Genomic DNA, 24585 nt, shown 5'->3' on the forward strand with positions numbered 1-24585 from the left:
GCCGCGTCTGCTGCCAATCGCGGCCGCTTCTGCCGATGATGCCGCGCGCTAGTATCATCGTCGGGATCGATGCGGCGGGCGGGTTCGGAACGTGCTCCCCAACTGGCCGAGCAACGCCGATTCGGCGGCCGCCGCACGCCAGCACAGGCGCGGCCGGGCCGCCATCCGATCATGCCCGCGCGCCGGAGAAGCTTTCAATGACGAAAAGAAACCGCACCGCACTTTTGCATCGGGTCCAATCCGCTCTCATCCTGAGCGCCTGCCTCGCCGCGAGTCACGGCTTCGCGCAGACCACGCCACAGCCGGTCGACTGGGAACTGCAAGTCGTGCGCGACGGTCAGCAGATCGACTCGTTCACCGCGACGACGAATGTCGGTCAGGCGCGCACCGACACGCATCACAATGTCGTGCAGAATCGTGTCGGTTGCGCCGACAAGCCGGCGGGCGATATCGATTTGCAACGCACCGTCACCGTGTCCCCGACGCACGCGAGCGCCGACGACATCACGCTCGCCATCGATGCGCAGGAGATGATTGAAGACGATGGATCGCGCACATCGGCTTCCGGCTGCAAGGTGCCCCCGACGCCGCGTCAGGTGAGCGGCTCGCATCCCGGCCTCGTGGTGAAGCCGGGAGAATGGGCGCAATGGCAGATCATCGACAGCAATCCATCGCTGGCGTACCGGGTGCGCGCCAGCCTCGCTCCATCCGCGCCGGCCGAGTGACCGGCTGCCGGCGCGTACAAAGACAACGAACGTATGCGAAACCCAGAACATCTTCCGCCAGCACCGTCCGCGAACGCGGTCACGCCGGATTTCACGGCGGTGAGCTGGAATCTGCACAAGGGCCGCTCGCCGCTCGGCCTGCGCGCGTGGAGCGCGATGCAGCGGTGGGTTCAGACCACCAACGCGGACGTCTATTTCCTTCAGGAAGCCATGGCGCGGCGCATGCCGCAGCCGACGCTCGCAAGCGGCTTCGGCAAGCCGCTCTCCGCTCCGCTCGACGATGTCTGGCATTGCCAGGCCACCGAAATCGCCACCGCGCTCGAATTGCAGATCGCGCTCGGGCCGAACGTCTTCAAGCCGTCATGGCGGCACGGCAACGCGATCCTCTCGCCGCATCCGCTCGATCTTTCGGGACGATGGGATATCTCCGCGCATCGCTTCGAAAAGCGCGGGCTGCTCGTCGCGCGTGCGACCTTTGCAGGTCACGCGATTACGCTGCTTTGCGCGCATCTCGCGCTGACGCGTGCGGCGCGGCTGCGTCAGATGAACTGGATCGCGCACTGGATCGCGAAGGAAGCGCCGGACGGCCCGCTCGTGCTGGCGGGCGATTTCAACGACTGGCGCAATGACTCCGTGGCGCTTTTCGGGGAACTCGGCATGAACGAAGTGGCGACGATGCTCGGCGAATCCGGCCGCACGTTTCCGGCGTTCTCCCCGGCGCTCGCGCTCGACAAGATGTTCGTGCGCGGACTGAAGCCGCTCGAGTGGATCGTGCCGACGCAGGATACCGCGTGGCTTTCCGATCACCTGCCGTATATGGCGAGACTGCGGATCGAATAAGGCGTGCTCGCGCTCAGGCGCGCGAGAGCAACGCCTGAAGATCGCCGATGGAGACCGGCTTCGTGAGGTGATGATCGAAGCCGGCGTCGAGCGCGGTCTGACGGTCGGCGGCGCTGCCGTAGCCGGTGAGCGCGAGCAGCAGCGCGCCGCGTGTCGCATCGCGTTTGCGCATCTCGCGGGCAACGTCGAAACCGCTCATTCCCGGCAGGCCGATATCGAGCAACACCACGTCGGGCCGGAAATCGTCGACGGAGTTCAGCGCGCACGCGCCGTCGTGCGCCGTCCGCACTTCGTGACCCATGGCTTCGAGCAGCATCGACATCGCGAACGCGGCGTCGGCGCTATCGTCGACAAGCAGAATGCGGCGGCTCTCCGCGCCGCCGTGTGCTTCGGCGGTGGTCGTCATGCGATTTCCATTATTTTCGAGATGATCGCGCCGACTGTAGCACACGCTCCGCTCGCGCCCAAACGCGCGGCCAAGCGATAAAAGCGCAACGCCGGCGCGCGATGGCTCTGCTATCGTGAATCTTTTGGCCGCATCGGCGTGCATCGCCATGTTCGATCTCTTCGACGACATTCCCAAGCCCGATATCGCGTGGCATCCCGACTGGATCGGCGCGGACGCCGGCTGCGACCTGATGGGCGCGCTGATCGATGAAGTGCGCTGGCAACAGGATCACATGAACACGCCGGGCGGCCGCGTGCCGCTGCCTCGCCTGACCGCGTGGCAGGGCGAGCCGGATGCGGTCTATGTCTATTCGGGCATCCGCAACCTGCCGCAGCCGTGGACGCCCGCCGTCGCGCAACTTCGCGATGCCGCGCAAGAGACGGCCGGCGCGCGCTTCAACAGTGTGCTGATCAATCGCTATCGCGGCGGGCAGGACAGCATGGGCTGGCACGCCGACAAGGAGCGGGAGCTTGGACCGGAGCCAGTGATCGCATCGGTGAGCCTCGGCACGGCGCGCACCTTCGAGTTCCGCCATGTCCGCACGCACACGACGCACACGCTCTCGCTTACGCACGGCAGCCTCCTGGTGATGCGCGGACGCACGCAGCTCGAATGGGTGCATCGCGTGCCGAAGGAACCGGGCGCGCGCGGCGAGCGCATCAACCTGACGTTCCGGTGGGTGGATGCGTCGAAGGCGCGCCGGTGATCTACGGCCGCCTCGCGACGAAGTCGATTTCCACGAGCGCATCGCGGGCGAGGGCCGTCACGCCGATACACGTGCGCGCCGGCAGCGGCTTCGGCGCGAAGTACGAGCGATAGACGGCGTTCATCGCGTCGTAATCGCGCTTGAACTCGGTCAGGAAGATACGCACGCTCACGACGTGGTCGAGCGTGAGGCCCAGCCCCGTCAGCACGATGATGAGGTTGTCCATCACGCGCCGCGTCTGCGCCGCGATGCCCTCGGGCAGCGGCGCGGTGTCGTCGTCAGGATGCGTGGGCATCTGGCCGGTCAGGAAGACCCAGCCATCGGCTTCCGCCGCGTGCGAGAACGGGCCGACCGGCGTCGGGGCCGCGTCGATCATCGAGAATCGGGTCTGGTGGGTCATGTCGTTTCAGTCGCCTCTAGGCTGATGCAGAGCACAGCACGTTATCGCGACAAAAAATCGCGCGGTGCGCGCCACTGTCGTTTGCCCCGCTTCAATGCGAAGATCGACGGACTTACAGTTGTACTACGCCGATCCGCGCCTTCTCCGCGCGACAAGAAAACCGACAACGGAGCCCGCGATGCTGCCCTACCCGATTCTCGCCGATGCCGTCCTGCGCATGCTCTGCGCGGTGCTCGTGGGCTGCATCATCGGCATCGATCGTGATTTGCATGGCAAACCCACCGGCATGAAAACGCTCGGGCTGGTGTCGCTCGGGGCGTGCATCGCGACGATGTGCGCAATGGGCTTCTCCACCCGCACGCTTTACGACGACGCCGATGTATCGCGCGTCGTGCAGGGCATCGTGACGGGAATCGGATTTCTGGGCGCGGGCGTCATCATCCAGAACCAGGCGGAGAATCGCATTCGCGGGCTGACGACGGCCGCTTCGATCTGGGTCACGGCGGCGGTCGGCATCCTGTGCGGGCTCGGCATCTGGAGCCTGGCGATCATCGCGACGGTCATGCTGATCGTGCTGCTGATTGTGGGCCGCGTCGTCGAGAAAAGCCTGCTTAGGCGATGGATGCGCAAGCCGCCCGGCGAGCGCGCAGCGCGCGGCGGCGTCGACGATGACTGATTGCCGCACGGCTTACGTGGCCGCGTTCTCCACCGGCCCGTTCACGCGATCCCGTCCCGCGAGCTTGGCCGCGTAGAGCCGCGCATCGGCGCGCGCCATCAGCGAGGCCAGCGATTCGCGTCCATCCCACGCCGCGATGCCCGCGCTGAACATGTAACGCACCACGCCGCCGGACACGCCGCAAGGCGTCGACGCGACCGTCGCGCGCAGGCGCTCGACCAGCGCGGTCACATCGCCGATGCGCGCCGCCGTGCAGAGCAGGCAAAACTCTTCGCCGCCGATGCGCCCGAACGCATCGCCGTCACGAATGCGCGCGTTCACGATCGCTGCGAAATGGCGCAGCACTTCGTCGCCGCCCGCGTGGCCGTATCGGTCGTTCACGCTCTTGAAGTGATCCAGATCGATGACCGCGACATACTCGCGCCGGCCGTCCTGCGAAGACCGGGCAAGCCGCGACGCGGCGGCTTCGAGCAGCGCCTTGCGTGACAGCGCGCCGGTGAGATCGTCGAAACGGGCGAGCCTTTCGAGGCGCATCGCGAGGCGGTCATGCGCCATGATGACGAGCCCGATGCACAGGGACGGCAACACGAGAATGCCGAGCGCGAGAAACGTGATCTGCATCGGGCCGGGTTGCAGCAGCGCCGTCTGCGGCGGTGGCGCGACCGTGTAGATCGCGCCGCGCGCGGTGTGGCCGAACGTCCCGAGCAAGGCGGCGCCGGCGACGAACAGATAGTTGTAGTGCGGCCGGTCGGGCGGGCGCGACAGCAGCACGCGGCCCGCAATCGCGAGATCGCACGCCGCATGGAACGCCGACACGATCACCACGCGCACATGCACGTCCGGCGCGACATACGTGTAGTACGTGATGCCGGCCATCACGCCGAGCCACATCATCCAGCCGACGGCGCGCGCCTGAGTGTCGAGCCGCACGCCGAAGAAGTCGTTGCAGCCTTCGTAAATCAGAAGCGCCGTTGCCGCGATGAGCTGATTCGCGACGACGACGCCGAGCCACGCGGGCACGACGTTCTGCATCGCGAACAGCGCGAGCGATGCGATCGCCAGCACGTTCGCCCAGAGCCAGCGCGAGACGCCGTCGATGGCGTGGGATGACAACGAGATCAGCACCAGTATCGAGAGCACGCTCGACAAAGCGGTGACGACGAGGATGCTGACCGGACTGAACATCGCGAAGGAATTGGAATGCGGCTATCCACGCAATAACGGCGCGAAGGCACGCGACTTGAGGCGTATGGCCGGGACACGATGACGCAGCGCCAACAAGAACGCGGCGGGCCGAAGAAGCCCGCCGCGTCTCAGAAGCCGATTGCGTTACCAGCCGTGCCGGTCGTGCCAGCGATCTTCACGGCGCATCTCGTGCCGCCAGTGACGCTCACGACGCTCGCGCCATTCATGTTCGCGCCAGCGTTGCTCGCGCCAGCCGTCGTCGTATCCGTAGCCGTAGCCGTAAGCGACCGGGGCGGGCTGGACGTACACCGGTTGCGCGGGGCCGTAATAAGCCGGCACGCCGACGCCGACCGCCACATCGACATGCGCAGACGCCGATGCCGATACCGCAAGCGCCGCCAGTCCCGCGAGCCCGACGACCGTACCAAGAAGTTTGTTCTTCATCTCGCTTATCTCCTGCACCGAGTGCCGTGTGAGTCAAGTGCAGTCTAGAAGGCGATGTCTGACACAGGTGCAACAGCAATGCCAGAAAGGTAACGCGGAGTAACGGCTTGCAGCGTCAACGCACGCGCTTGCCTTGCTCGTCGATGACCACCTCGCCGTCTTCCTTCGTGAACGGTCCTTTCTGCGGCGACGGCAGGATGTCGATCACCAGTTCCGATGGACGGCACAGCCGCGCGCCGACCGGCGTATCGACGAACGGGCGATTGATGAGAATGGGATGCGCGAGCATCGCGTCGATGAGCTGATCGTCGGTGAGCGCGGGATCGCCGAGGCCGAGTTCCGCGTAGGGCGTGCCCTTTTCGCGCAGGGCGTCGCGCACCGTCAGACCGGCACGCGCGATCAGCGCGGTGAGCGTCTCGCGGCTCGGCGGATGCGTCAGATACTCGACGACGTTCGGCTCGATGCCCGCATTGCGGATCAGCGCCAGCGTGTTGCGCGAAGTGCCGCATTGGGGGTTGTGATAGATGGTGACGGTCATCGCGCTCTCCTTGGTTCGATGGTTCCCGGGTTCGTGAATGACTTGCATTCTATTGCTGGCAGAGCATGTCGTCCTCGACCGCATCGTGTCATGCGCGCGACCGGATCGCCGACGTATAAGCGTATTTCCTGTTCATTGCGAAGGCCGCCGCCTATAACGGAATTGCCGCGAACGCGCGCAACGCCCGCGAAGCGATGCACGAACGTCCGCACTGCGCGCTTCCTGCGGCTCACCGGATACGAACGGATGCGCGACAGCATCGCATGAATCGTCGCGCATTCCACTCAAGGAGTCGAAGACATGAAATCGAAGCTCATCAAGACGGCGCTTGCCGTCTCGTTATTCGCCGTTGCGGGCATCGCATCGGCGCAGCAGACTTATTATCGGACCGCGCAAGTGCCAGGGCAGGCCACGCCGGACACATGGACCCAGCCCGGCGCGATGCAGCAGGGCGCAAGCATGGATAGCACCGGCGATACATCGTATGGCGGCGTGCCATCGACGCGCGGCGGCGCCGGCTCGATGAGCATGAGCGGCAGCCCGATCTCCAAGCCGTGCGTCCGCGGCCCGCAGTGCGATATCTTCTTCGGCAACTGATTTCGCATCGGCGCCCGGGGCGCGTCCGACGCGCCCTTTCCTTTCCGTTCGGATTCCCTCATGCGACGCGACGCCTATCTCACCCTTCTTTCCGCCGAGGGCTTCGATGAAGTCGTCACCGTCACGCGCGAACCGAACGGCTCGCTCGACATCCACACACATCCGTTCGAGGCGAAGGCGCTGATTCTCGAAGGCGAACTGACGATCCGCATCGGCGATGACGCGCGGCTGTATCGCGTGGGCGAAATCTTTCATTTACCGGCCAATGCCGCGCATTCTGAGCAGTATGGTCCGCAGGGCGTGAGCTATCTCGTCGGGAGGAAATGACGCCGCGCACGCGCGATCTCCTTGTTCGTTACACTCGTGACGGGTTCGGACAGGAGACGCCCCATGGCGACCAAAAAGAAAACGAGCGGCACGCCGACCATTCGTATCGGCGTTGGCGGATGGAATTTCGAGCCGTGGCGCGGCACCTTTTATCCCGAAGGGCTCGCGCAAAAGCGCGAACTCGAATTCGCGAGCCGCGCGCTGACGAGCATCGAAGTGAACGGCACGTTCTACGGCTCGCAGAAGCCCGCGACGTTCGCCAAGTGGCACGACGAAACGCCCGACGACTTCGTGTTCTCGCTGAAGGCGTCGCGGTATTCGACGCATCGGCGGGTGCTGGCGGAAGCGGGCGAATCCATCGAACGCTTTTTCGCGAGCGGCGTGCTCGAACTGAAGGACAAGCTCGGCCCGATCAACTGGCAATTCGCGCCGACCAAGCAATTCGATGCCGAAGACTTCGAAAACTTCCTGAAGCTGCTGCCACAAGAGGTGGAAGGGCGCGCGATTCGTCACGCCGTCGAAGTGCGGCACGCGAGTTTCGTCGATCCGGCGTTCGTCGCGCTGCTTCGGCAATACGGTGTGGCGGCCGTCGTCGCGGGCGATTCGAAGTATCCGCAAATCGCGGATGTGACCGCGCCTTTCGTCTACGCGCGCATCATGGGCACGACCGAAAAGCCGGCCAACGGCTATACGAAGGCAGCGCTCGACCGCTGGGCGAAGCGCGCGCAAGAGTGGGCGGCAGGCGGTGCGCCCGACGACTTGCAGACGGTCGGAGAGACTAAGAAACCGGCTGCGAAGGCATCGGCGCGTGACGTTTATCTGTACGTCATCAGCGGGAACAAGCCCGCCAATCCCGCCGCCGCGATGGCGCTCATCGAGCGTTTGAAGCGCGACTCCTGACGAGCGTTCAGCTTCAGCGCACCAGACACGGGCGCTTGTTGTCGAACTTCCAGTTCGGAATCAGATATTGCATCGCGATGCCATCGTCGCGCGCGCCGAGGCCGTGCTCGAGGTAAAGCGCGTGCGCCTTCTCGATTTCGTCCAGATCGAGTTCGACGCCGAGCCCCGGCGTCGCCGGCACCTTCACCTTGCCGCCGACGATCTGCAGCGGATCGCGCGTCAGACGCTGGCCGTCCTGCCAGATCCAGTGCGTATCGATCGCCGTGATCTTGCCCGGCGCGGCCGCGGCAACGTGCGTGAACATCGCGAGCGACACATCGAAGTGATTGTTCGAATGCGATCCCCACGTGAGGCCCCAGTCGTTGCACATCTGCGCGACGCGCACCGAGCCTTGCATGGTCCAGAAATGCGGGTCGGCGAGCGGGATATCGACCGACTGCAACTGGATGGCGTGGCCCATCTGACGCCAGTCGGTTGCAATCATGTTCGTCGCGGTCGGCAGGCCGGTCGCGCGGCGAAACTCGGCCATCACTTCGCGGCCCGAATAGCCGTTCTCCGCGCCGCACGGATCTTCTGCGTAGGCGAGGACGTCGTGCTGGTCGCGGCACAGGCGGACCGCTTCCGCGAGCGACCACGCGCCGTTCGGATCGAGCGTCACGCGTGCGTCCGGGAAACGCTCGGCGAGCGCCGTCACCGCTTCGATTTCGGCATCGCCCGCGAGCACGCCGCCTTTCAGCTTGAAGTCGTTGAAGCCGTAGCGCGCCTGTGCGGCTTCCGCGAGGCGCACGACCGCTTCCGGCGTCAGCGCAACTTCCGTGCGCAGGCGCTCCCAGTCATCCTTGCCGTTTTCGCCGGACGCATAGGGCAGATCGGTCTTGTTGCGATCGCCGATATAGAACAGATAGCCGAGCATCTCCACTTCGTCGCGCTGCTGGCCTTCGCCGAGCAGCGCGGCAACCGGCACGCCGAGATGCTGGCCGAGCAGATCGAGCAGCGCGGCTTCGAGCGCGGTCACGGCGTGGATCGTCGTGCGCAGGTCGAAGGTCTGCAGGCCGCGACCGCCCGCATCGCGATCGGCGAATTGCGTGCGCACGCGGTTCAGCACCGCCTGCATGTTGCCGATGGATTGCCCGACGACGAACGCGCGGGCATCGTCGATGGTCCGGCGGATGTTCTCGCCGCCCGGCACTTCGCCGACGCCGGTGTTCCCCGCGCTGTCCTTGAGGATGACGATATTGCGCGTGAAGAACGGCGCATGCGCGCCGGAGAGGTTCATCAGCATGCTGTCGCGGCCCGCGACGGGCACGACGCGCAGTTCGGTGACTTTCGGAGTGGCGTTCGGTTGGATTGCGTTGGTCGACATGTGAGTGGTCCCGAAGTGGATGGTCAAGCCGCGTTCAATGTGCATTGCGGGGCGACGCGTGGCCGACGGGCGTCCCGTTCGAGCGCCGGTTGCGCGTGAGGAAGGCCGCCGCAGCCGCGATCAGCGACGCGACGCCGAGCGCATACAGCCCGCCCGATACCGAGCCGGTATGTTGTTGAAGATAGCCGAAGGTCGCGGGGGCGAAGAAACCGCCGAGATTGCCGACCGAGTTGATCAGCGCGATCACGCCGGCCGCGACGCGCGCATCGAGATAGCCTTGCGGAATCGGCCAGAACAGCGACGCCGCCGCCTTGAAGCCGATTGCCGAAAAGCAGATGGCGACGAACGACAGCACCGCATTGCCCGTCGTCGATGCGAACAGCCCGCACGCCGCGATGACGAGCGCCGTCGCGAGCCACGCCTGCTGGAAACGCCAGCGCGCGGAGAGCAGCGCGAAGCAGTACATCGCGACCATCGCGATCAGCCACGGCACCGCGTTGAAGAGGCCGACCTGGAAATCGGTGAGGCCGCCCATCTTGCGGATGATCGTCGGCAGCCAGAACGTCGCCGCGTAAATGGTGAGCTGGATCGCGAAATACAGGAAGCAGAACAGCACGATCTGCGGGTCTTTGAGCAGCTGGAGCGCGGACACGTGACGGCCGCCCGTGGCTTCGCGCTCGGCCTGCTCGTTCGCGATCGTCCTTTGCAGCGCGTGACGTTCGTCGGCGGTGAGCCAGTGCGCGTCGGCGATGCGCGACTTCAGCAGCATCCAGCTCAGGCCGCACAGCAGCACCGAGAAGCCGCCTTCGATCAGGAACATCCACTGCCAGCCGTGCAGCCCGAGGCCGCGAATCGACAGAAGGCCACCCGTGATCGGCCCCGACAGCACAGACGCGATGGCGGACCCGCCCAGGAATACGGCGACAGCCTTGCCGCGCTCCTTCTGCGGCAGCCATTGCGTGAAATAGAACACGACGCCCGGGAAGAAGCCCGCTTCGGCCACGCCGAGCAGGAAGCGCAGCACGTAGAACGACGTGTCGTTCCAGACGAAGGCCATCGCCGCGGCGACGATGCCCCACGTCCCCATGATCCGCGTGAGCCACGCGCGGGCGCCGTACTTCTGCATCAGCACGTTGGACGGCACCTCGAACAGCGCATAGCCGATGAAAAACAGCCCGCTGCCGAGCCCGTAAGCCGCCGCGCCAATGCCGAGGTCCGTCTGCATGTGCGAGTTGACGAAACCGACGTTCACCCGATCGATGTAATTAGCGATGAACATGATGAGGAACAAGGGCAGGACGTGGCGCTTGACCTTGGAACTGGCCGATTCGAGCAAGTCGTCGGCGCGCGTGGCGGGAGCGGATCGCAAGCTTGTCTCCTGACGTGGTAGGTTGTCTGATGACATTCTATGGTCATCGGACGACTATGGCATCGCGTGTTTACCCTTTAGCGCGGGAATTAGCGGCTTTTCGCCCCGCCTTCGCAGTACAGTCACTAGACGTCTGACAACTCGCCGCGATGCGAATGAAAAAGCCGGCTTGCGCCGGCTCCCGTGTGCCCTTCTTCCAAACGAAGGTTACTTCGCGTCCTGCCCGATCTCGTGGTTCGCCAGAATCTCCAGCGCCCTGACCATGCCCGAGTGGTCCCACGCCTTGCCGCCGTGCGCGGTACACGCGTTGAACAGCGCCTGACACGTCGCCGTGTTCGGCAGCGATACGCCGAGCGATTGCGCGGTCGCGAGCGCCAGGTTCAGATCCTTTTGATGCAGTTCGATGCGGAAGCCCGGATTGAACGTGCGCTTCGTCATCCGCTCGCCGTGGACTTCCAGAATCCGCGACGACGCGAAGCCGCCCATCAGCGCGGTGCGGACCTTTTCGGCATCGACGCCGGCTTTGGACGCGAGCAGCAGCGCCTCGCCGACCGCTTCGATCGTCGCCGCGACGATCACCTGGTTCGCGACCTTGCACACCTGCCCCGCGCCGACCTCGCCGATTAGCGAGATGTTCTTGCCCATCATCTCGAAGAGCGGCTTCACCTTGTCGAAGGTGGCTTGCGCGCCGCCGACCATGATCGTGAGCGATGCCGCCTTCGCCCCGACTTCGCCGCCGGAAACGGGCGCATCGAGATAATCGGCGCCGCGCTCGCGCACTTTCGCGGCGAACTCGCGCGTCGCGATCGGCGAAATCGAGCTCATGTCGACGACGATCTGCCCCGCGCGCAGCGAATTCGCGACGCCGTTCTCGCCGAACAGCACGCGCTCGACGTCGGGCGTATCCGGCACCATCAGGAAGATGACGTCGGCTTTTTCCGCGACGGCTGCGGGGCTGTCGCTTGCCGTGGCGCCCGCCTGCGTCAGTTCGGCAGGCACGCCGCTGCGCGTGAACGCCGCCAGCTCGACGCCGTTCTTGACGAGATTCGCCGCCATGGGAAGGCCCATGATGCCGAGACCGATGAAGCCTGCTTTTGTCGCCATGTATTGCTCCTTTGTTCAGGTGTCGATGTCCGGGTGCTGCGAGAGAAGCGCGAACCTGTCGCAGCTTACTCTTCGATGAAGTGTTTCTTCACGGCCTGCGCCGTGTTGCGAAGCATGCCGAGATCCGCGCCGACGGCGACGAGCGTGCAGCCCATCGACAGATAGCGTTCCGCGTCCTGCTGCACGGGCGCGAGGATGCCGCTCGGCTTGCCCGCCGCGTGCGCGCGTTCGAATACGTGAGCGATGGCCGCCTGCACGTCCGGATGATTCGCGTTGCCGAGCTGGCCATACGCGGCGGCGAGATCGGATGGTCCGACGAAGAGCGCATCGACGCCATCGACGGCGGCGATTTCGTCGATCGCATCGACGGCCGCGCGGCTTTCGATCTGCACCGCGACGCTGATGTTGTCGTTCGCCACCTTGAAGTAGTCCGCGACAGTCCCGTAACGGTTCCCGCGATGTCCAACGGACACGCCCCGGATGCCGTGCGGCGGATACCGCGTCGCGGCGACGGCGCGGCGGGCGTCGGCGGCGCTGTCGACGAACGGAATGAGGAAATTGACGAAACCGGCATCGAGCAGCCGCTTGATCGCGACCGGCTCATTCGCCGGCGGACGCACCACGGGCGCGCTGACGCTGTCTTTGAGCGCCATGAGTTGCGGAATCAGGGTGAGCGCATCGTTGGGCGCATGCTCGGCGTCGAGCAGGATCCAGTCGAAACCGACGACGCCCAGCAACTCGGTGACGATGTGACTCGCCAGCGACGACCAGCAGCCGATCAGCTTCTCTCTCGCCAGCAGCGATGTGCGGAACGCATTGGGCAACGGTCGATACGGTGTCGAAGACGGCATGATGCCTCCCTGTGGCGGCTGGGTCGTTTAGATGCGGTTATGTCATAGGATGTCTTAACAGAAGATACCGGGTTTTCATGAGCGTGGAACGAGGCGTTAACCCTTAATTTTCGTGATCGCATGCCGCGCAGCTTCGTGTCGCTGATCTTCTATAGAGATACGATGTCTTATCAATTGACTTTCCACTGAATTGACGGAGCCTTAGCCGCACTCCATGATGGTTCATCGGACGTCCCGGCGAAACCCGCGCCGGCGCGTCATTGGCGTCATCCGACTTCAATCAATATCAGAACCAAATCGAAAATGCCCAGCCTCACCGATAAAGTCGTCGCCGCCCTCGTGGAAGAGATCGAACGAGGCGTGCTTCGCCCCGGCGACAAGATCCCGACCGAAGCCGCGCTGATGAAACAGATGGCCGTGAGTCGCTCGGTGGTGCGCGAGGCGGTCTCGCGGCTACAGGCGGCCAACGTGGTCGAGACGCGGCACGGCGTCGGCACGTTCATTCGGGCGATGGCGGATCGGGAGGCGGTGCGGCTGCACGATGCCGATTTGTCGAACCTGCTCGACATCATGGCGATCATCGAATTTCGAATCGATCTTGAAGGCGCCGCCGCCGCGCTGGCAGCGGGACGCCGGACGGAGCAGCATCTCAAGCAGATTGCCGGTGCGGTGGAGCGTTACGAAGAACAGATCGCCAATGGCAGCACGGATGTGCTGGAGCATGACGTCGAGTTCCACTTGCAAATCGCGCGGGCGAGCGGCAATCGCTATTTCTACGATGTGCTCAGTCAGATGGGACGCGCGGTGAGTCCTCGCACGCGGCTTGGCAAAGCGGAGATTGCGGAGCTGGATCAGATTGAACGGCTGCGCAACGTGCTGAACGAACACAAGGCGATTTATCGGGCGATCGTTCGTCAGGATGCCGACGATGCCCGCGCCGCGATGCGCATGCACTTGAGCAACAGCCGTGAGCGTCTGCGGCAGGTTCATGAGACGGCTGTTGAGTGAACTGCCCTGCTTTGGTTTTGGGCAGCACTGCACGCGCCTCTAAGTAAACAAAAGGATTCGTATGTATACGTGGTAGTAGTTAACAAGCCTGCGCCGTTTCAGTGGATAACCCGCTTCGAGCGTTTTGCGTCAATGACTTGCCGAGTAAACAACTTCGGTATGGTTTGGCGGATTGCGGGCGGAAGCCGGGACAACTTTCGGTGATTCTCGCGGGACGGCGGGTTATGCAGAAAGCGTCAACGGTTAACCGGCGCAGTGTCGACAGGTTTGTCCACAGGTAAACGCGGAAGCGGGTCGCGTGCAGGACGAAAAAAAAGCGCCTCGGAAGAGGCGCTTCGAGCATCCCGCTACATCCCTACCAACATCACTCCACCGTCACCGACTTGGCCAGATTCCGGGGCTTGTCGACATCCGTCCCACGCGCACACGCCGTGTGATACGCCAGCAACTGAAGCGGCACCACATGCAGAATCGGCGACAACGCACCGTAGTGCTCCGGCATGCGAATGACATGGATGCCGTCCTCGCTGACGATGCGCGTATCGGCATCAGCGAACACATACAGCTCTCCGCCGCGCGCCCGCACTTCCTGCATGTTCGACTTCAGCTTCTCGAGCAGCGTGTCGTTCGGCGCGACGGTCACGACCGGCATCGCTTCGGTCACGAGCGCGAGCGGCCCGTGCTTCAGTTCGCCCGCCGGATACGCCTCGGCGTGGATATACGAAATTTCCTTGAGCTTGAGCGCGCCTTCCAGCGCGATCGGGTAATGCAGCCCGCGCCCGAGGAACAGCGCATTCTCCTTGCGCGCGAACTCCTCCGACCACGCGATGATCTGCGGCTCCAGCGCCAGCACGCTATTCAGCGCGGCCGGCAAGTGACGCAACTGACCGAGATACGCCGCTTCCTGCTTCGCATCGACGCGGCCGCGCAGCTTCGCCAGCGTCACCGCCAGCACGAAAAGGCCGACGAGCTGCGTCGTGAACGCCTTCGTCGACGCCACGCCGATCTCCGTTCCCGCATGCGTCAGGAACGCGAGTTCCGTCTGGCGCACCATCGCGCTCGTGCTCACGTTGCACACGGCGAGCGTGTGCGCATGTCCGAGCGATTGCGCGTGCTTGAGCGCGGCGAGCGTATCGGCGGTTTCGCCCGACTGCGAGATCACGACGACCAGCGCCTTCGGATTAGGCACCGACTCCCGATACCGGTACTCGCTCGCAATCTCCACCTGCGTCGGAATCTTCGCGATCGATTCGAGCCAATACTTCGCCGTCAGCCCCGAGTAATAGCTCGTGCCGCACGCGAGAATCAGCAGGCTGTCGATGCCCGCGAACACATCCTTCGCGTTCTCGCCGAAGAGGCTGGCGGTGAATTCATCGCCTTGCGGAATCGTGTCGGTGATCGCGCGCGGCTGCTCGAAGATTTCCTTCTGCATGAAATGACGATACGGCCCCAGCTCCACCGCGCCGCCATACGCAGCCACCACGCGCACTTCGCGCTCGGCGGGCATGCCCTGGCGATCGACGATCTTCACGCCATCGAGCGCGATCTCGACGACATCGCCCTCTTCGAGGAACGCGAAGCGATCCGTGCTGCCGGCCAGCGCAAGGGCATCGGAGGCGAGGAAGTTCTCGCCCTCGCCCACGCCGACGACGAGCGGCGAACCCTGGCGCGCGCCCACCACCGTATGCGGCTGATCCTTGTGAATCACCGCGATTGCATACGCGCCGTGCAGTTGCTTGACGGCCTCGCGCACGGTCTGGAACAAATCGCCGCGATACATGCTGTGAATCAGATGCGCGATGACTTCGGTATCCGTCTGCGAGACGAACTCGTAACCTTTGTCGCGCAGCATCGTGCGCAGCGACTCGTAGTTTTCGATGATGCCGTTATGCACGAGCGCCACGGTATCGCGCGAAAAGATAGGGTGCGCGTTGTCGGTGACGGGCGCGCCGTGCGTCGCCCAGCGGGTATGCGCGATGCCCGTCATGCCGGCAAGGTTCGTTTCCTTCACTTGGGCATCGAGATCCGACACGCGCGCGACGCTGCGAGCGCGGCGCGGCTCGCCATGACTCAGCACGGCGACGCCGCACGAGTCGTAGCCGCGATATTCCAGCCGACGCAAGCCTTCGACGAGCACCGGGACGATGTTACGTTGCGCAACCGCGCCGACAATTCCGCACATGGCGATATCCTTTGAAATCTGAACCGAACGCACCAATGACAAGGCCGCGCCTTCCGGCACGGCCTGGCGCGCTTCAAACCTTCTTTTTGGCCGGGCGGACGTAGCCCGTTCTGCTGACCTGGCGCTTTTCGTTCAGCACCAGCTCGCCTTCGCCCACGTCCTTCCAGACCGTCGTGCCCGCCGCGATCGTCACGCCGCGCCCGACGCGCACCGGCGCGACCAGTTGCGTATCCGAGCCGATGAACACGTCATCTTCGACGATCGTGCGATGCTTGTTCGCGCCGTCGTAATTACAGGTGATGGTGCCCGCGCCCACATTCACGCGCGCGCCGATATCGGAATCGCCGATATAGCTCAGGTGGTTCGCTTTCGCGCCGTGGCCCATCACCGCGTTCTTCACTTCCACGAAATTGCCGACGTGCGCCTCGTCGCCGAGCACCGCGCCCGGACGCAAGCGTGCATACGGCCCGAGCACGACCTTCGCGCCCGTCGTGCCGCCTTCGACATGCGTGTACGCGTCGACGCGCGTTCCCGCGCCGATCGATGCATCGCGAATGACGCAGTTCGGCCCGATGCTCACGTTGTCCGCGAGCGTCACGCGGCCTTCGAACACACAGTTCACGTCGATGGACACATCCGCGCCGCATTCCAGCGTGCCGCGCACGTCGATGCGCGCGGGATCGGCGAGCGTCACGCCGGCTTCGAGCAGCGCATGGGCGACGTTGCGCTGATGGATGCGCTCCAGTTCGGCGAGTTGCACCTTGCTGTTCACGCCGAGCGTTTCCCATTCGGCGTCGGGTTGCGCCGTCACGACTTCGACGCCCGCTTCGATCGCGCGCTCGACGACGTCGGTCAGATAGAACTCGCCCTGCGCGTTGTCGTTCTTCAGCGACGCGAGCCACGCTTCCAGCGTGCGCGTCGGCGATACGACGATGCCCGTGTTGATTTCCGCGATGCGCCGTTCTTCGTCGCTCGCATCTTTCTGTTCGACGATCTTGCGCACCGCGCCGCTCGCGTCACGCACGATGCGGCCGTAGCCGGTCGGGTCGTCGACCGTCACCGTGAGCACGCCGTAGCGTTCGGTTCCGGCGGCATCGAGCAAACGCTCCAGTGTGCTTGCGCGCGTGAGCGGCACGTCGCCGTAGAGCACGAGGGTCGGCACGGAAGGATCGAGCAGCGGCAGCGCCTGCTGCACGGCGTGTCCGGTGCCGAGCTGCTTGTCCTGAATGGCGAACTGAACGTCGGGCGCGCCGACCGCTTCGCGCACCTTGTCCGCGCCGTGTCCGACGACGACGACAAGCCGCACGGGCGACAGCGCGCGCGCCGTTTCGATGACATGTGCCAGCAGCGGCCGGCCCGCCAGGGGATGAAGGACTTTTGGCAAGGCGGAGCGCATGCGCTTGCCCATGCCGGCAGCCAGAATGACGATATTCATCGCGAATTTATTGCGGGTTCAAGCCGGGTTTGAGGTCGGGCCAATATAGCACGCGAACTTGTCTGAAAAGGCGCGCGAGAGCACGCCGGGCCTTGATGGACAGGCGTTCACAGGTCGTCGAACTGGACAATTGAAATAGCCTTCGACGATCCTGACGGTTCGCTCGCGCACGGTTCTTCGTCGAACGCGATATCGCCTTGCGGATCGGCCTCGCCGGTCGCGCGCAGGCTGGCGAACGGAAACAGCGCGCTATCCATCAGATGCGACGGCACCACGTTCGACAGCGCGTTGAACATGTTCTCGACGCGCCCGGGGAAACGCTTGTCCCATTCGCGAATCAGCGCCTTCATCTCCGCGCGCTTCAGGTTCGGCTGGCTGCCGCAGAGATTGCACGGGATGATCGGAAATTCGCGCAGTTCGGCGTACTTCTCGAGGTCCGTTTCCTTTACGTAGGCGAGCGGACGAATGACGACGTTCTTGCCGTCGTCGGATTGCAGCTTGGGCGGCATGCCCTTCAGCTTGCCGCCGTAGAACATGTTGAGCAAGAGCGTCTGAAGGATGTCGTCACGATGATGCCCCAGCGCGATTTTCGTCGCGCCGAGCTCGCCCGCCACGCGATAGAGAATGCCGCGCCGCAGGCGCGAGCACAGCGAGCACGTCGTCTTGCCTTCCGGCACGAGCCGCTTGACGATGCTGTACGTGTCCTGATTCTCGATATGGAACGGAATGTCGAGCTTCGACAGGTATTCCGGCAGCACGTGCTCCGGAAAGCCCGGCTGCTTCTGGTCGAGATTGACGGCGACGATATCGAAGTCGATCGGCGCGCGCTCGCGCAGGCGCAAGAGCACGTCGAGCATCGCGTAGCTGTCTTTTCCGCCGGACAGGCAGACCATGACCTTGTCGCCCTGCTCGATCATGTTGAAGTCGCCGATCGCCTGGCCGACCTGCCGCGCGAGGCGCTTGAACAGCTTGTTGTTCTCGTAGGCTTCCTTCTGCTGGCGCTTCGTAATGGCTTCGCGCGCCGGCTTCGCTTCTTCTGCTTGGTCGATGGCTTCACGCGCGTTCATGCTCGTTTCTCTTTGATGCGAAAGACTTCGACGCCGACAGCGTCGCAGTCCGGATAGACATCGGGCTTTTCCGTCGATACGGCGACGGCCCGAACGTTCGGATGCGCGAGAAGCGCGGCGGCGACGTCGTCGCAGAGCGTTTCCTGCAAGTGGATGTGGCCGCGCTTCACGCGCTCGGCGATGGTCGATCGCATGAAGTCGTAATCGACCACTTCGGCGAGCTTGTCGGCGACGGGCGTCGACAGCGCGAGCGGCACGAACAATTCGACGTTGATCACGACGCGTTGCTCGCCGCGCTTCTCGAAGTCATGCACGCCGATGTTGATGCGCACTTCGTAGTTGCGCAGAAAAAGCCGCCGGCAATCGGTCAGCCGGGGATGCGAAAGAGCGGCAAGCATGGGTGAGGTTCCAAGGTTAAGGCTTTGGCGCGTCGATCATGTACATCACGTCGCGCGGGCTCGGTACGAGATGCTGACCGCCATCGACGACGAGCGTCGTGCCGGTCACGCCATGCGCGTTCGCCAGATAGCACGCGGCCTGCGCGAGATCGTCTACCGTCGATGCGCGTCCGAGCGGCGTCACGCGATGCGCCGCCTCGAACGACGCGGGCGTCTGCCACGCCGACACGAGCGTGAGCCCCGGCGCGAGCCCGACGACACGCAGCTTCGGCGCGAGCGCCTGCGCCAGCGCGACGGTGGCGTTGTCGAGCGCGGCCTTCGTCAGCGTGTACGAGAGGTAATCCGGGTTCATGTTGTACAGCTTCTGATCGAGCACGTTGATGACGACGGCGCGCCGCGCCTCGTCGTTTGCGGCGTCGTCGGGCGTCGCTTCGTGCAGCGTGCGCGCGAGCGTGAGCGGCGCGGCGAGATTCACCGCGGTCATCTGCATCAGCTTCGCGTAGCCGAAGTTCGTAGCCGTGTCTTCGTCGAAGCGCGATGCGCAGTTCACCACGCATTGCAGCGAGCCGAACGACTCGACGCACGCGGGCACGAGCTGCGCGACGGCGGTTTCATCGGCGAGATCGGCTTGGAGCGCGACCGCGCGGCGGCCCAGCGCCTCGATCTGCGCGACGGTTTCCCGCGCTTCGCGTTCGGACGTTCCGTAATGCACGGCGACGTTCCATCCCTGGCGGGCGAATTCCAGCGCGATGCCCCGTCCGATGCGTTTGCCCGCGCCCGTGACGAGCACGGCGCGGGTCCGCGGTTCCCCGGAGGGGGAATCGGGTGAATTTGCGGGGGAAAACGGCGAGGAAGCGCTCATTTACAATGCTGGGATGAATCCGAATGCTCAACGATCCGATAGTTTACCTGCTCCGGGCGCCGACGCGCTCGCGCAGTCCGAAGCGCTGACCCGACTGATTCGCGAGCGCATCGCGGCGGCGGGCGGCTGGCTGCCGTTCGACCGCTACATGGACCTCGCGCTCTACGCGCCGGGCCTTGGCTATTACAGCGGCGGGGCAATGAAATTCGGCCGCCGTGCGGAAGACGGCAGCGATTTCGTGACGGCGCCGGAACTGTCGCCGTTATTTGCGAAGACGCTGGCGCGGCCGGTTGCGCAGGCGTTGCGGGCGAGCGGCACGCGGCGGCTGATGGAGTTCGGCGCCGGCACGGGCAAGCTGGCGGCGGGGTTGCTGACGGCGCTCGCGGAACTCGACGTGGATATCGAGCATTACGCGATCGTGGATTTGTCGGGCGAACTGCGCGACCGGCAGCGCGCGACGTTGATGGCGCAAGCGCCTGCGCTTGCCGCGAAGGTCGAGTGGCTCGATGCGTTGCCCGATGCGTTCGAAGGCGTGGTGATCGGCAACGAAGTGCTCGACGCGATGCCGGTGCGTCTGGTGGTGCGCAAGCTGGGCGCGTGGCACGAGCGCGGCGTCGTCGTGCAGGGCGATGGCTTTGCCTTCGAGGATCGTTCGCTGTCTGTGGACCCGCAGATTTCACTGATCGATGACGCCATCGACGAAACGAATGACGAGCCTTTCGCTGAATATCTGACGGAGACGCATGAAGCGGCGCTCGCGTTCACGAAGACGGTTTGCACGATGCTCGTGCGTGGCGCGGCGTTTTTCATCGACTATGGTTTCCCGCGCCGCGAGTTTTATCATGCGCAGCGCGCGGGCGGCACGTTGATGTGTCATTACCGGCATCGCGCGCATACCGATCCGTTTTTGTATCCGGGGCTGCAGGATTTGACGGCGCACGTCGAGTTTACGGGTATCGCGGAGGCGGGTGTCGAGACGGGGGCGGATTTGCTCGGTTTTACATCGCAAGCGCGGTTTTTGATGAACGCGGGCATTACGGATGTGCTCGGCGATCTCGATCCCTCGGATGTGAAGCGGTTTTTGCCTGCGGCTAATGCTGTGCAGAAGCTGTTGTCGGAGGCTGAGATGGGCGAGTTGTTCAAGGTAATTGCGTTTTCACGCGGGATTTCTTCCGGACTGGATGCGTTTTCTTCCGGCGACCGGTCTCATACACTCTGAGCACGCGATCATGATTCGCTGGGTACTCACTACTTTTATCGCACTTGTCGTGCTTTCCGGGTGCTGGCCGTGGCTCAGGAAGCTTGGGATCGGGCGGTTGCCCGGGGATTTCAATTTGCGCCTCTTCGGGCGGGAGTATTCGTTTCCCTTCATGTCGACGCTGTTGCTCTCGATTTTGCTTTCTTTGATTGCTCGGGCGCTTTAGGGGGCTTTTTTCGTTGAGCTTGTATTCGTGTCGGTCTATTAGTGCGCCCCTCCCCGGGGCGGGGGTCACTTTCTTGGCTGTCGACCAGAGTTGGCGCTTCAGCGCCTTACGCTGGTCCCATGCAAAGAAAGTAACCAAAGAAAGCAGCTATTTTTAGGCCCGAAGCACAGTACGCGTGGTTACTTCGCAGTACATCCGTGGCACTCAGCTTGAAAGAGCCTTGAATCACCTTCCGCGCCCGCTGATAACTAACGTCCTCCGAGCCCCTTGGCTCGTTAACACCGACTGTATATACAGCGCCACGCTACAACTTAAGGGCTGACCGATTACTCGAAGCCACTTTACTCAGGCTTCCGTCGCCCGCGCTCCGCTTAATTCCTGATTTCAATCCCTTCCGTCTCGCAACGCTCTTGACGAGTGCTACTGCGCTACTGCGCGGCTAAGCGGCTGAGTTGCGCTCGACCTTGCAGGACCCCGCAAGGCGATTTCTGCTTTCGGAGATTTCTGCGTGACCGTGCCGCTGTGCCCGTTACCTTTCCTTGGTTTCAAACGTTCGAATAGCGTTGATCGCGTAGAGTCTGGTGCCCCACTGGTGTTGTCGAGCCAAGGGGCTCGGAGGACGTTAGTAGTCAGTGGGCGCGGAAGGTGATTCAAGGCTCTTTCAAGCTGAGTGCCACTGCTGTTCTACGAAGTGGCCACGCGTACTGTGCTTCGGGCCTAGAAAAAAGCTGCTTTCTTTGGTTACTTTCTTTGCATGGGACCAGAGTAAGGCGCTGAAGCGCCAACTCTGGTCGACAGCCAAGAAAGTGACCCCCGCCCCGGGGAGGGGCGCACTAATAGACCGACACGAATAAAAGCTCACCAACGAAAAAAGCTCAACAAAAAAAACCAATCAAGAAAACAAAGCGTTCTGCACGGCCGCAACCCGCGCCTCATGCACCGCATCCTTAATCCGAGAAGGCTCGGAAGCAAACCGCGAAGCCACAGCGCCAGCATCAACAGCACGAGCAGCGACCAGTGCAACCCGCAACCGCTCAGCCTGCGGATAAGGCTGCGCCTCGAGCCCCAACCGCCCGCGAATATCCGCAAGACAAGCCTGCAACGCTTCCGCAAACCGCGCAGGTTTGCGCAAAGCATCCGACCGCTCGAACAAGCGCACGAGCGCCGCCGCGCCCATATCCATCACGCGATGAATATTCCCATGCTCACGCGCAACGAGCATCGCCAGGTCGCGGCATTCGTTCGGTACACGCAAACGCTCGCACAAAGGCTTCAGCAAATCGACACTGCGCCCCTCGTGTCCGATATGACGCGGCAGCACATCCTCCGGCGTCGTCGCCTTGCCGAGATCGTGCGTCAGCGCGGCAAAGCGCACCGGTAACGTAAAGCCCTGCGAAGCCGCATAGTCCAGCACCATCATCACGTGAACGCCCGTATCGACCTCCGGATGATAGTCCGCACGTTGCGGCACGCCCCAAAGCGCATCGATCTCGGGAAGAATCCGCGCAAGCGCGCCACTGCCGCGCAACACCTCGAACATCCGCGACGGCTTCTTCTCCATCAGACCGCGCGACACTTCCTGCCACACGCGCTCGGGCACGAGCGCATCCACTTCGCCGGCCTCGACCATCCTCTTCATCAACGCCTCGGTCTCCGGCGCGACGGTGAAATCCGCAAAGCGCGCAGCAAAACGCGCAAGCCGCAGAATGCGCACCGGGTCCTCGATGAACGCATCGCCCACGTGCCTGAAAAGCCTCTTCTCGAGGTCCGCCCGGCCATTGAACGGATCGATCACCGGTCCCGTCAGCTCGCCCGCCGGCGTCACTTCCCGCGCCATCGCGTTGATCGTGAGATCGCGGCGCGCCAGGTCCTCTTCGAGCGTGACATCCGGCGAATAATAGAACTGGAATCCGTGATAGCCCGCCGCCGTCTTGCGCTCCGTGCGCGCCAGCGCGTACTCCTCGTGCGTCTGCGGATGCAAAAACACCGGAAAGTCCTTCCCGACCGGTCGATACCCCTGCGCCACCATCTGCTCGGGCGTCGCGCCGACGACCACGTAATCGCGATCCATCACCGGCATGCCGAGCAACGCATCACGAATCGCGCCGCCTACCGCGTAAATATTCATCGCGCGGCTTCCTTGCGCGCATCGTCGATCCACGCAGCCACCGCCGGCAGTGCCGTCACGCGACGCGCATAGGCGCGCGATCCCTCGCTCAACGCAGGCTCGTAAGAGTTGAAGCGCATGACGACCGGCGCGTACATCGCATCCGCGATGCCGAACTCGCCGAACAGGAACGGCCCGCCCGATCGCGCGAGACAGTCGTTCCACATCGCGTCGATGCGCGCGATATCGAAGAGCGTCGCCGGCGTCGCGCCCAGGCCGAGCGCGTGCAGGTCGATCTGCATCGGCATGTTCTGACGCAGGTCCGCGAAGCCGCCGTGCATCTCCGCACTGACGCTGCGGGCAAGCGCGCGGGCAGCCGCGTCGCGCGGCCACATCGCGTGTTGCGGATGGTTCTCCGCAATCGTCTCCATGATCGCAAGCGATTCCCACACGGCATCGCCGTTATCGGTGATGAGGCACGGCACCTTGCCCGATGGCGTGACGTCGAGAATCTTCGCCTTCGTGTCGGGCCGGTCGAGGCGGATCAGCGTCTCGTCGAACGCCAGGCCGAAATGCCTGAGCAGCACCCACGGACGCATCGACCAGGAGGAAAGGTTCTTGTCACCGATAACGAGTTTCATGCGGCTCCGAAATCAACGATGCGCCGTGGCGCGGAAGGTATTGAAGCGCGAGCGCGGCGAGTTGCCCGTGAGATACAGCGGCGCGATCGCCTCGATGCTCGCCGGCTCGCCGATGCCCAGTTCCGGCGCAAGCGGGCCGCTCGCGATGCTCGGCGTGCGCATCGAATCCAGATTGTCGCGCGACATCAGCGGTTCGCCGGGCGCCATTTCGAGCGTCATCGCCTGCAGGCGGCCGAGGCTGTCGGGCAACTTGATGATGCGCGCACGCCGCCCGATCGTCGCGCCCGCGAAGCGCACCAGTTCGGCGAGCGTGTACACGCCCGGACCCGCGAGTTCGTAGGTCATGCGGTTGGCAGCATCGAGATCGAGCACGTTCACGATGGCCTTCGCGACATCGCCGACGAACACCGGCTGGAACTGTGCATCGGCGCAAGCGAGCGGGATCACCGGAAAGATGCGCTGAAGGAACGCAAACTGATTCAGCAGATTGTCCTCGGGGCCGAAGACGACGGAACTGCGGAAGATCGTCCAGTCGAGGCCCGACTCGCGAATCAGCTTCTCGCCGTCGCCCTTCGAGCGCAGATACATGCTCGGACCTTCTGCATCCGCGCCGATCGCGCTCATGTGGATCAATCTGCGCACGCCCTTCGCCTCGCATGCGGCGGCGATCTTGCGCGGCAATTCCACGTGCGCACGCGCGAACTCCGGGCCGTAGGGATCGCCGCGCCTTCCATGCAGCACGCCGACGAGATTGATGACCGCATCCGCTTCCGCAACGAACGCGGCGAGCTTCACGGGATCGTGCACGTCGGTTTCGAGGACATCGACGGGAAGCAGCGTCAGATGCGCGGCGTTCGAGCGCCGCCGCGTGGCGATGCGCACGTTCTTGCCGAGATCGACGAGCGCGTTGACGAGATGGCTCCCGATAAAGCCGGAACCGCCGATGAGCGCTACGTTTTGATGTCGCATGTTCGCCTCTTGGATATCA

Annotated in this window: 27 protein-coding genes; 10 read left to right on the forward strand and 17 right to left on the reverse strand. The window is 63.9% G+C overall.

Translation table 11 applies throughout. The annotated features are described in order from the left end of the window. The first annotated feature begins 197 nt into the window (after positions 1-197). Positions 198-725 carry a hypothetical protein gene (locus tag AB6804_RS25585; RefSeq protein ID WP_370888808.1) on the forward strand — a complete coding sequence of 176 codons (528 nt, stop codon included), beginning with the start codon at positions 198-200 and terminating at the stop codon, positions 723-725. A gap of 33 nt (positions 726-758) precedes the next feature. Next, positions 759-1565: an endonuclease/exonuclease/phosphatase family protein gene (locus AB6804_RS25590; RefSeq protein ID WP_370888809.1), complete on the forward strand. Its 807-nt coding sequence runs from the start codon at positions 759-761 to the stop codon at positions 1563-1565. A gap of 13 nt (positions 1566-1578) precedes the next feature. Here AB6804_RS25590 and AB6804_RS25595 read toward each other — a convergent pair whose 3' ends face one another. After that, positions 1579-1971, reverse strand: coding sequence for a response regulator (locus AB6804_RS25595; RefSeq protein WP_244793857.1), 393 nt, complete (start codon positions 1969-1971; stop codon positions 1579-1581). Between the two features lie 148 nt (positions 1972-2119). Here AB6804_RS25595 and AB6804_RS25600 point away from each other — a divergent pair, with 148 nt between their 5' ends. Continuing rightward, positions 2120-2719, forward strand: a complete 600-nt coding sequence (locus AB6804_RS25600; RefSeq protein WP_370888842.1) for an alpha-ketoglutarate-dependent dioxygenase AlkB — start codon at positions 2120-2122, stop codon at positions 2717-2719. Between the two features lies 1 nt (position 2720). Here AB6804_RS25600 and AB6804_RS25605 read toward each other — a convergent pair whose 3' ends face one another. Beyond that, positions 2721-3119 (reverse strand): RidA family protein, encoded by a 399-nt coding sequence (locus AB6804_RS25605; RefSeq protein ID WP_370888810.1) that lies wholly within the window; start codon positions 3117-3119, stop codon positions 2721-2723. A gap of 178 nt (positions 3120-3297) precedes the next feature. Here AB6804_RS25605 and AB6804_RS25610 point away from each other — a divergent pair, with 178 nt between their 5' ends. Beyond that, positions 3298-3795 (forward strand): MgtC/SapB family protein, encoded by a 498-nt coding sequence (locus AB6804_RS25610; protein ID WP_035962441.1) that lies wholly within the window; start codon positions 3298-3300, stop codon positions 3793-3795. A 12-nt stretch (positions 3796-3807) separates the two neighbouring features. On the opposite strand, the gene AB6804_RS25615 is transcribed toward AB6804_RS25610, so the two are convergent. The 3 genes from AB6804_RS25615 to arsC all read right to left on the reverse strand — a co-directional run bounded on the left by AB6804_RS25615 (position 3808) and on the right by arsC (position 5962). Next, the gene (locus AB6804_RS25615) at positions 3808-4980 is read right to left on the reverse strand and encodes a GGDEF domain-containing protein (RefSeq protein WP_370888811.1); all 1173 of its coding nucleotides are present in this window, start codon (positions 4978-4980) and stop codon (positions 3808-3810) included. A 144-nt stretch (positions 4981-5124) separates the two neighbouring features. Then, positions 5125-5424 (reverse strand): hypothetical protein, encoded by a 300-nt coding sequence (locus AB6804_RS25620; RefSeq protein ID WP_370888812.1) that lies wholly within the window; start codon positions 5422-5424, stop codon positions 5125-5127. 115 nt (positions 5425-5539) lie between these two features. Next, on the reverse strand, positions 5540-5962 hold the full coding sequence (gene arsC, locus AB6804_RS25625) for an arsenate reductase (glutaredoxin) (RefSeq protein ID WP_370888813.1): 423 nt from the start codon (positions 5960-5962) through the stop codon (positions 5540-5542). 300 nt (positions 5963-6262) lie between these two features. On the opposite strand from arsC, the gene AB6804_RS25630 reads away from it, so the two are divergent. The 3 genes from AB6804_RS25630 to AB6804_RS25640 all read left to right on the forward strand — a co-directional run bounded on the left by AB6804_RS25630 (position 6263) and on the right by AB6804_RS25640 (position 7786). Continuing rightward, positions 6263-6559: a hypothetical protein gene (locus AB6804_RS25630; protein ID WP_370888814.1), complete on the forward strand. Its 297-nt coding sequence runs from the start codon at positions 6263-6265 to the stop codon at positions 6557-6559. Positions 6560-6619: 60 nt separating this feature from the next. Then, the gene (locus AB6804_RS25635; RefSeq protein WP_370888815.1) at positions 6620-6886 is read left to right on the forward strand and encodes a cupin domain-containing protein; all 267 of its coding nucleotides are present in this window, start codon (positions 6620-6622) and stop codon (positions 6884-6886) included. Between the two features lie 63 nt (positions 6887-6949). Beyond that, positions 6950-7786 carry a DUF72 domain-containing protein gene (locus AB6804_RS25640; protein WP_370888816.1) on the forward strand — a complete coding sequence of 279 codons (837 nt, stop codon included), beginning with the start codon at positions 6950-6952 and terminating at the stop codon, positions 7784-7786. Between the two features lie 13 nt (positions 7787-7799). Here the strand turns inward: AB6804_RS25640 and gudD are convergent, their stop codons facing one another. The 4 genes from gudD to garL form a co-directional block, all read right to left on the reverse strand. Further along, on the reverse strand, positions 7800-9149 hold the full coding sequence (gene gudD, locus AB6804_RS25645; protein ID WP_370888817.1) for a glucarate dehydratase: 1350 nt from the start codon (positions 9147-9149) through the stop codon (positions 7800-7802). Between the two features lie 34 nt (positions 9150-9183). Then, positions 9184-10518 (reverse strand): MFS transporter, encoded by a 1335-nt coding sequence (locus tag AB6804_RS25650; RefSeq protein ID WP_370888818.1) that lies wholly within the window; start codon positions 10516-10518, stop codon positions 9184-9186. A 207-nt stretch (positions 10519-10725) separates the two neighbouring features. Continuing rightward, positions 10726-11622 carry a 2-hydroxy-3-oxopropionate reductase gene (locus AB6804_RS25655; protein WP_370888819.1) on the reverse strand — a complete coding sequence of 299 codons (897 nt, stop codon included), beginning with the start codon at positions 11620-11622 and terminating at the stop codon, positions 10726-10728. A gap of 65 nt (positions 11623-11687) precedes the next feature. After that, entirely contained in the window at positions 11688-12473 is a 786-nt protein-coding gene (garL, locus tag AB6804_RS25660) for a 2-dehydro-3-deoxyglucarate aldolase (protein ID WP_370888820.1), read from the reverse strand. 303 nt (positions 12474-12776) lie between these two features. On the opposite strand from garL, the gene AB6804_RS25665 reads away from it, so the two are divergent. After that, positions 12777-13481 carry a FadR/GntR family transcriptional regulator gene (locus AB6804_RS25665; protein ID WP_370888821.1) on the forward strand — a complete coding sequence of 235 codons (705 nt, stop codon included), beginning with the start codon at positions 12777-12779 and terminating at the stop codon, positions 13479-13481. 364 nt (positions 13482-13845) lie between these two features. Here AB6804_RS25665 and glmS read toward each other — a convergent pair whose 3' ends face one another. From glmS to AB6804_RS25690, 5 genes are all read right to left on the reverse strand, one after another. Continuing rightward, positions 13846-15663: a glutamine--fructose-6-phosphate transaminase (isomerizing) gene (gene glmS, locus AB6804_RS25670; RefSeq protein WP_244793848.1), complete on the reverse strand. Its 1818-nt coding sequence runs from the start codon at positions 15661-15663 to the stop codon at positions 13846-13848. A gap of 73 nt (positions 15664-15736) precedes the next feature. After that, positions 15737-17098, reverse strand: coding sequence for a bifunctional UDP-N-acetylglucosamine diphosphorylase/glucosamine-1-phosphate N-acetyltransferase GlmU (glmU, locus tag AB6804_RS25675; protein ID WP_370888822.1), 1362 nt, complete (start codon positions 17096-17098; stop codon positions 15737-15739). A 107-nt stretch (positions 17099-17205) separates the two neighbouring features. Beyond that, positions 17206-18165, reverse strand: a complete 960-nt coding sequence (gene ttcA, locus AB6804_RS25680; RefSeq protein ID WP_370888823.1) for a tRNA 2-thiocytidine(32) synthetase TtcA — start codon at positions 18163-18165, stop codon at positions 17206-17208. Further along, entirely contained in the window at positions 18162-18563 is a 402-nt protein-coding gene (locus AB6804_RS25685; protein WP_370888824.1) for a dihydroneopterin aldolase, read from the reverse strand. The genes ttcA and AB6804_RS25685 overlap by 4 nt, the downstream gene beginning before the upstream one ends. A gap of 16 nt (positions 18564-18579) precedes the next feature. After that, positions 18580-19425 carry an SDR family oxidoreductase gene (locus tag AB6804_RS25690; RefSeq protein ID WP_370888825.1) on the reverse strand — a complete coding sequence of 282 codons (846 nt, stop codon included), beginning with the start codon at positions 19423-19425 and terminating at the stop codon, positions 18580-18582. 13 nt (positions 19426-19438) lie between these two features. Here AB6804_RS25690 and AB6804_RS25695 point away from each other — a divergent pair, with 13 nt between their 5' ends. Together AB6804_RS25695 and AB6804_RS25700 are read left to right on the forward strand one after the other, a co-directional pair. Then, entirely contained in the window at positions 19439-20644 is a 1206-nt protein-coding gene (locus tag AB6804_RS25695) for a class I SAM-dependent methyltransferase (protein ID WP_370888826.1), read from the forward strand. Between the two features lie 10 nt (positions 20645-20654). Further along, positions 20655-20849 carry a DUF2905 domain-containing protein gene (locus AB6804_RS25700; RefSeq protein ID WP_035962304.1) on the forward strand — a complete coding sequence of 65 codons (195 nt, stop codon included), beginning with the start codon at positions 20655-20657 and terminating at the stop codon, positions 20847-20849. Positions 20850-21741: 892 nt separating this feature from the next. On the opposite strand, the gene AB6804_RS25705 is transcribed toward AB6804_RS25700, so the two are convergent. The 3 genes from AB6804_RS25705 to AB6804_RS25715 are packed head-to-tail and all read right to left on the reverse strand — an operon-like array spanning position 21742 to position 24566. Then, a complete protein-coding gene (locus AB6804_RS25705; protein WP_370888827.1) occupies positions 21742-22977 on the reverse strand; it encodes a multifunctional CCA addition/repair protein in 1236 nt (411 codons plus the stop codon). Beyond that, complete coding sequence (locus AB6804_RS25710) at positions 22974-23597, reverse strand: glutathione S-transferase family protein (RefSeq protein ID WP_370888828.1); 624 nt, start codon at positions 23595-23597, stop codon at positions 22974-22976. Before AB6804_RS25710 ends, AB6804_RS25705 begins: the two co-directional genes overlap by 4 nt. Before the next feature lie 12 nt (positions 23598-23609). Further along, positions 23610-24566 carry a complex I NDUFA9 subunit family protein gene (locus tag AB6804_RS25715; protein WP_035962298.1) on the reverse strand — a complete coding sequence of 319 codons (957 nt, stop codon included), beginning with the start codon at positions 24564-24566 and terminating at the stop codon, positions 23610-23612. Positions 24567-24585: the final 19 nt, after the last annotated feature.

The sequence above is a fragment of the Caballeronia sp. RCC_10 genome (assembly GCF_041360715.1).
GTDB classification, from domain to species: Bacteria; Pseudomonadota; Gammaproteobacteria; order Burkholderiales; family Burkholderiaceae; genus Caballeronia; species Caballeronia grimmiae.

Coding starts and splice junctions, on each gene's coding strand:
- AB6804_RS25600 (WP_370888842.1), top strand. CDS start 2,120: ATGTTCGATCTCTTCGACGACATTCCCAAGCCCGATATCGCGTGGCAT.
- ttcA (WP_370888823.1), bottom strand. CDS start 18,165: ATGAACGCGCGTGAAGCCATCGACCAAGCAGAAGAAGCGAAGCCGGCG.
- AB6804_RS25640 (WP_370888816.1), top strand. CDS start 6,950: ATGGCGACCAAAAAGAAAACGAGCGGCACGCCGACCATTCGTATCGGC.
- AB6804_RS25585 (WP_370888808.1), top strand. CDS start 198: ATGACGAAAAGAAACCGCACCGCACTTTTGCATCGGGTCCAATCCGCT.
- arsC (WP_370888813.1), bottom strand. CDS start 5,962: ATGACCGTCACCATCTATCACAACCCCCAATGCGGCACTTCGCGCAAC.
- AB6804_RS25605 (WP_370888810.1), bottom strand. CDS start 3,119: ATGACCCACCAGACCCGATTCTCGATGATCGACGCGGCCCCGACGCCG.
- AB6804_RS25635 (WP_370888815.1), top strand. CDS start 6,620: ATGCGACGCGACGCCTATCTCACCCTTCTTTCCGCCGAGGGCTTCGAT.
- garL (WP_370888820.1), bottom strand. CDS start 12,473: ATGCCGTCTTCGACACCGTATCGACCGTTGCCCAATGCGTTCCGCACA.
- AB6804_RS25715 (WP_035962298.1), bottom strand. CDS start 24,566: ATGCGACATCAAAACGTAGCGCTCATCGGCGGTTCCGGCTTTATCGGG.
- AB6804_RS25610 (WP_035962441.1), top strand. CDS start 3,298: ATGCTGCCCTACCCGATTCTCGCCGATGCCGTCCTGCGCATGCTCTGC.
- AB6804_RS25695 (WP_370888826.1), top strand. CDS start 19,439: ATGAATCCGAATGCTCAACGATCCGATAGTTTACCTGCTCCGGGCGCC.
- AB6804_RS25665 (WP_370888821.1), top strand. CDS start 12,777: ATGCCCAGCCTCACCGATAAAGTCGTCGCCGCCCTCGTGGAAGAGATC.
- AB6804_RS25590 (WP_370888809.1), top strand. CDS start 759: ATGCGAAACCCAGAACATCTTCCGCCAGCACCGTCCGCGAACGCGGTC.
- glmU (WP_370888822.1), bottom strand. CDS start 17,098: ATGAATATCGTCATTCTGGCTGCCGGCATGGGCAAGCGCATGCGCTCC.
- glmS (WP_244793848.1), bottom strand. CDS start 15,663: ATGTGCGGAATTGTCGGCGCGGTTGCGCAACGTAACATCGTCCCGGTG.
- AB6804_RS25595 (WP_244793857.1), bottom strand. CDS start 1,971: ATGACGACCACCGCCGAAGCACACGGCGGCGCGGAGAGCCGCCGCATT.
- AB6804_RS25710 (WP_370888828.1), bottom strand. CDS start 23,597: ATGAAACTCGTTATCGGTGACAAGAACCTTTCCTCCTGGTCGATGCGT.
- AB6804_RS25620 (WP_370888812.1), bottom strand. CDS start 5,424: ATGAAGAACAAACTTCTTGGTACGGTCGTCGGGCTCGCGGGACTGGCG.
- AB6804_RS25685 (WP_370888824.1), bottom strand. CDS start 18,563: ATGCTTGCCGCTCTTTCGCATCCCCGGCTGACCGATTGCCGGCGGCTT.
- AB6804_RS25700 (WP_035962304.1), top strand. CDS start 20,655: ATGATTCGCTGGGTACTCACTACTTTTATCGCACTTGTCGTGCTTTCC.
- AB6804_RS25705 (WP_370888827.1), bottom strand. CDS start 22,977: ATGAATATTTACGCGGTAGGCGGCGCGATTCGTGATGCGTTGCTCGGC.
- gudD (WP_370888817.1), bottom strand. CDS start 9,149: ATGTCGACCAACGCAATCCAACCGAACGCCACTCCGAAAGTCACCGAA.
- AB6804_RS25655 (WP_370888819.1), bottom strand. CDS start 11,622: ATGGCGACAAAAGCAGGCTTCATCGGTCTCGGCATCATGGGCCTTCCC.
- AB6804_RS25690 (WP_370888825.1), bottom strand. CDS start 19,425: ATGAGCGCTTCCTCGCCGTTTTCCCCCGCAAATTCACCCGATTCCCCC.
- AB6804_RS25630 (WP_370888814.1), top strand. CDS start 6,263: ATGAAATCGAAGCTCATCAAGACGGCGCTTGCCGTCTCGTTATTCGCC.
- AB6804_RS25615 (WP_370888811.1), bottom strand. CDS start 4,980: ATGTTCAGTCCGGTCAGCATCCTCGTCGTCACCGCTTTGTCGAGCGTG.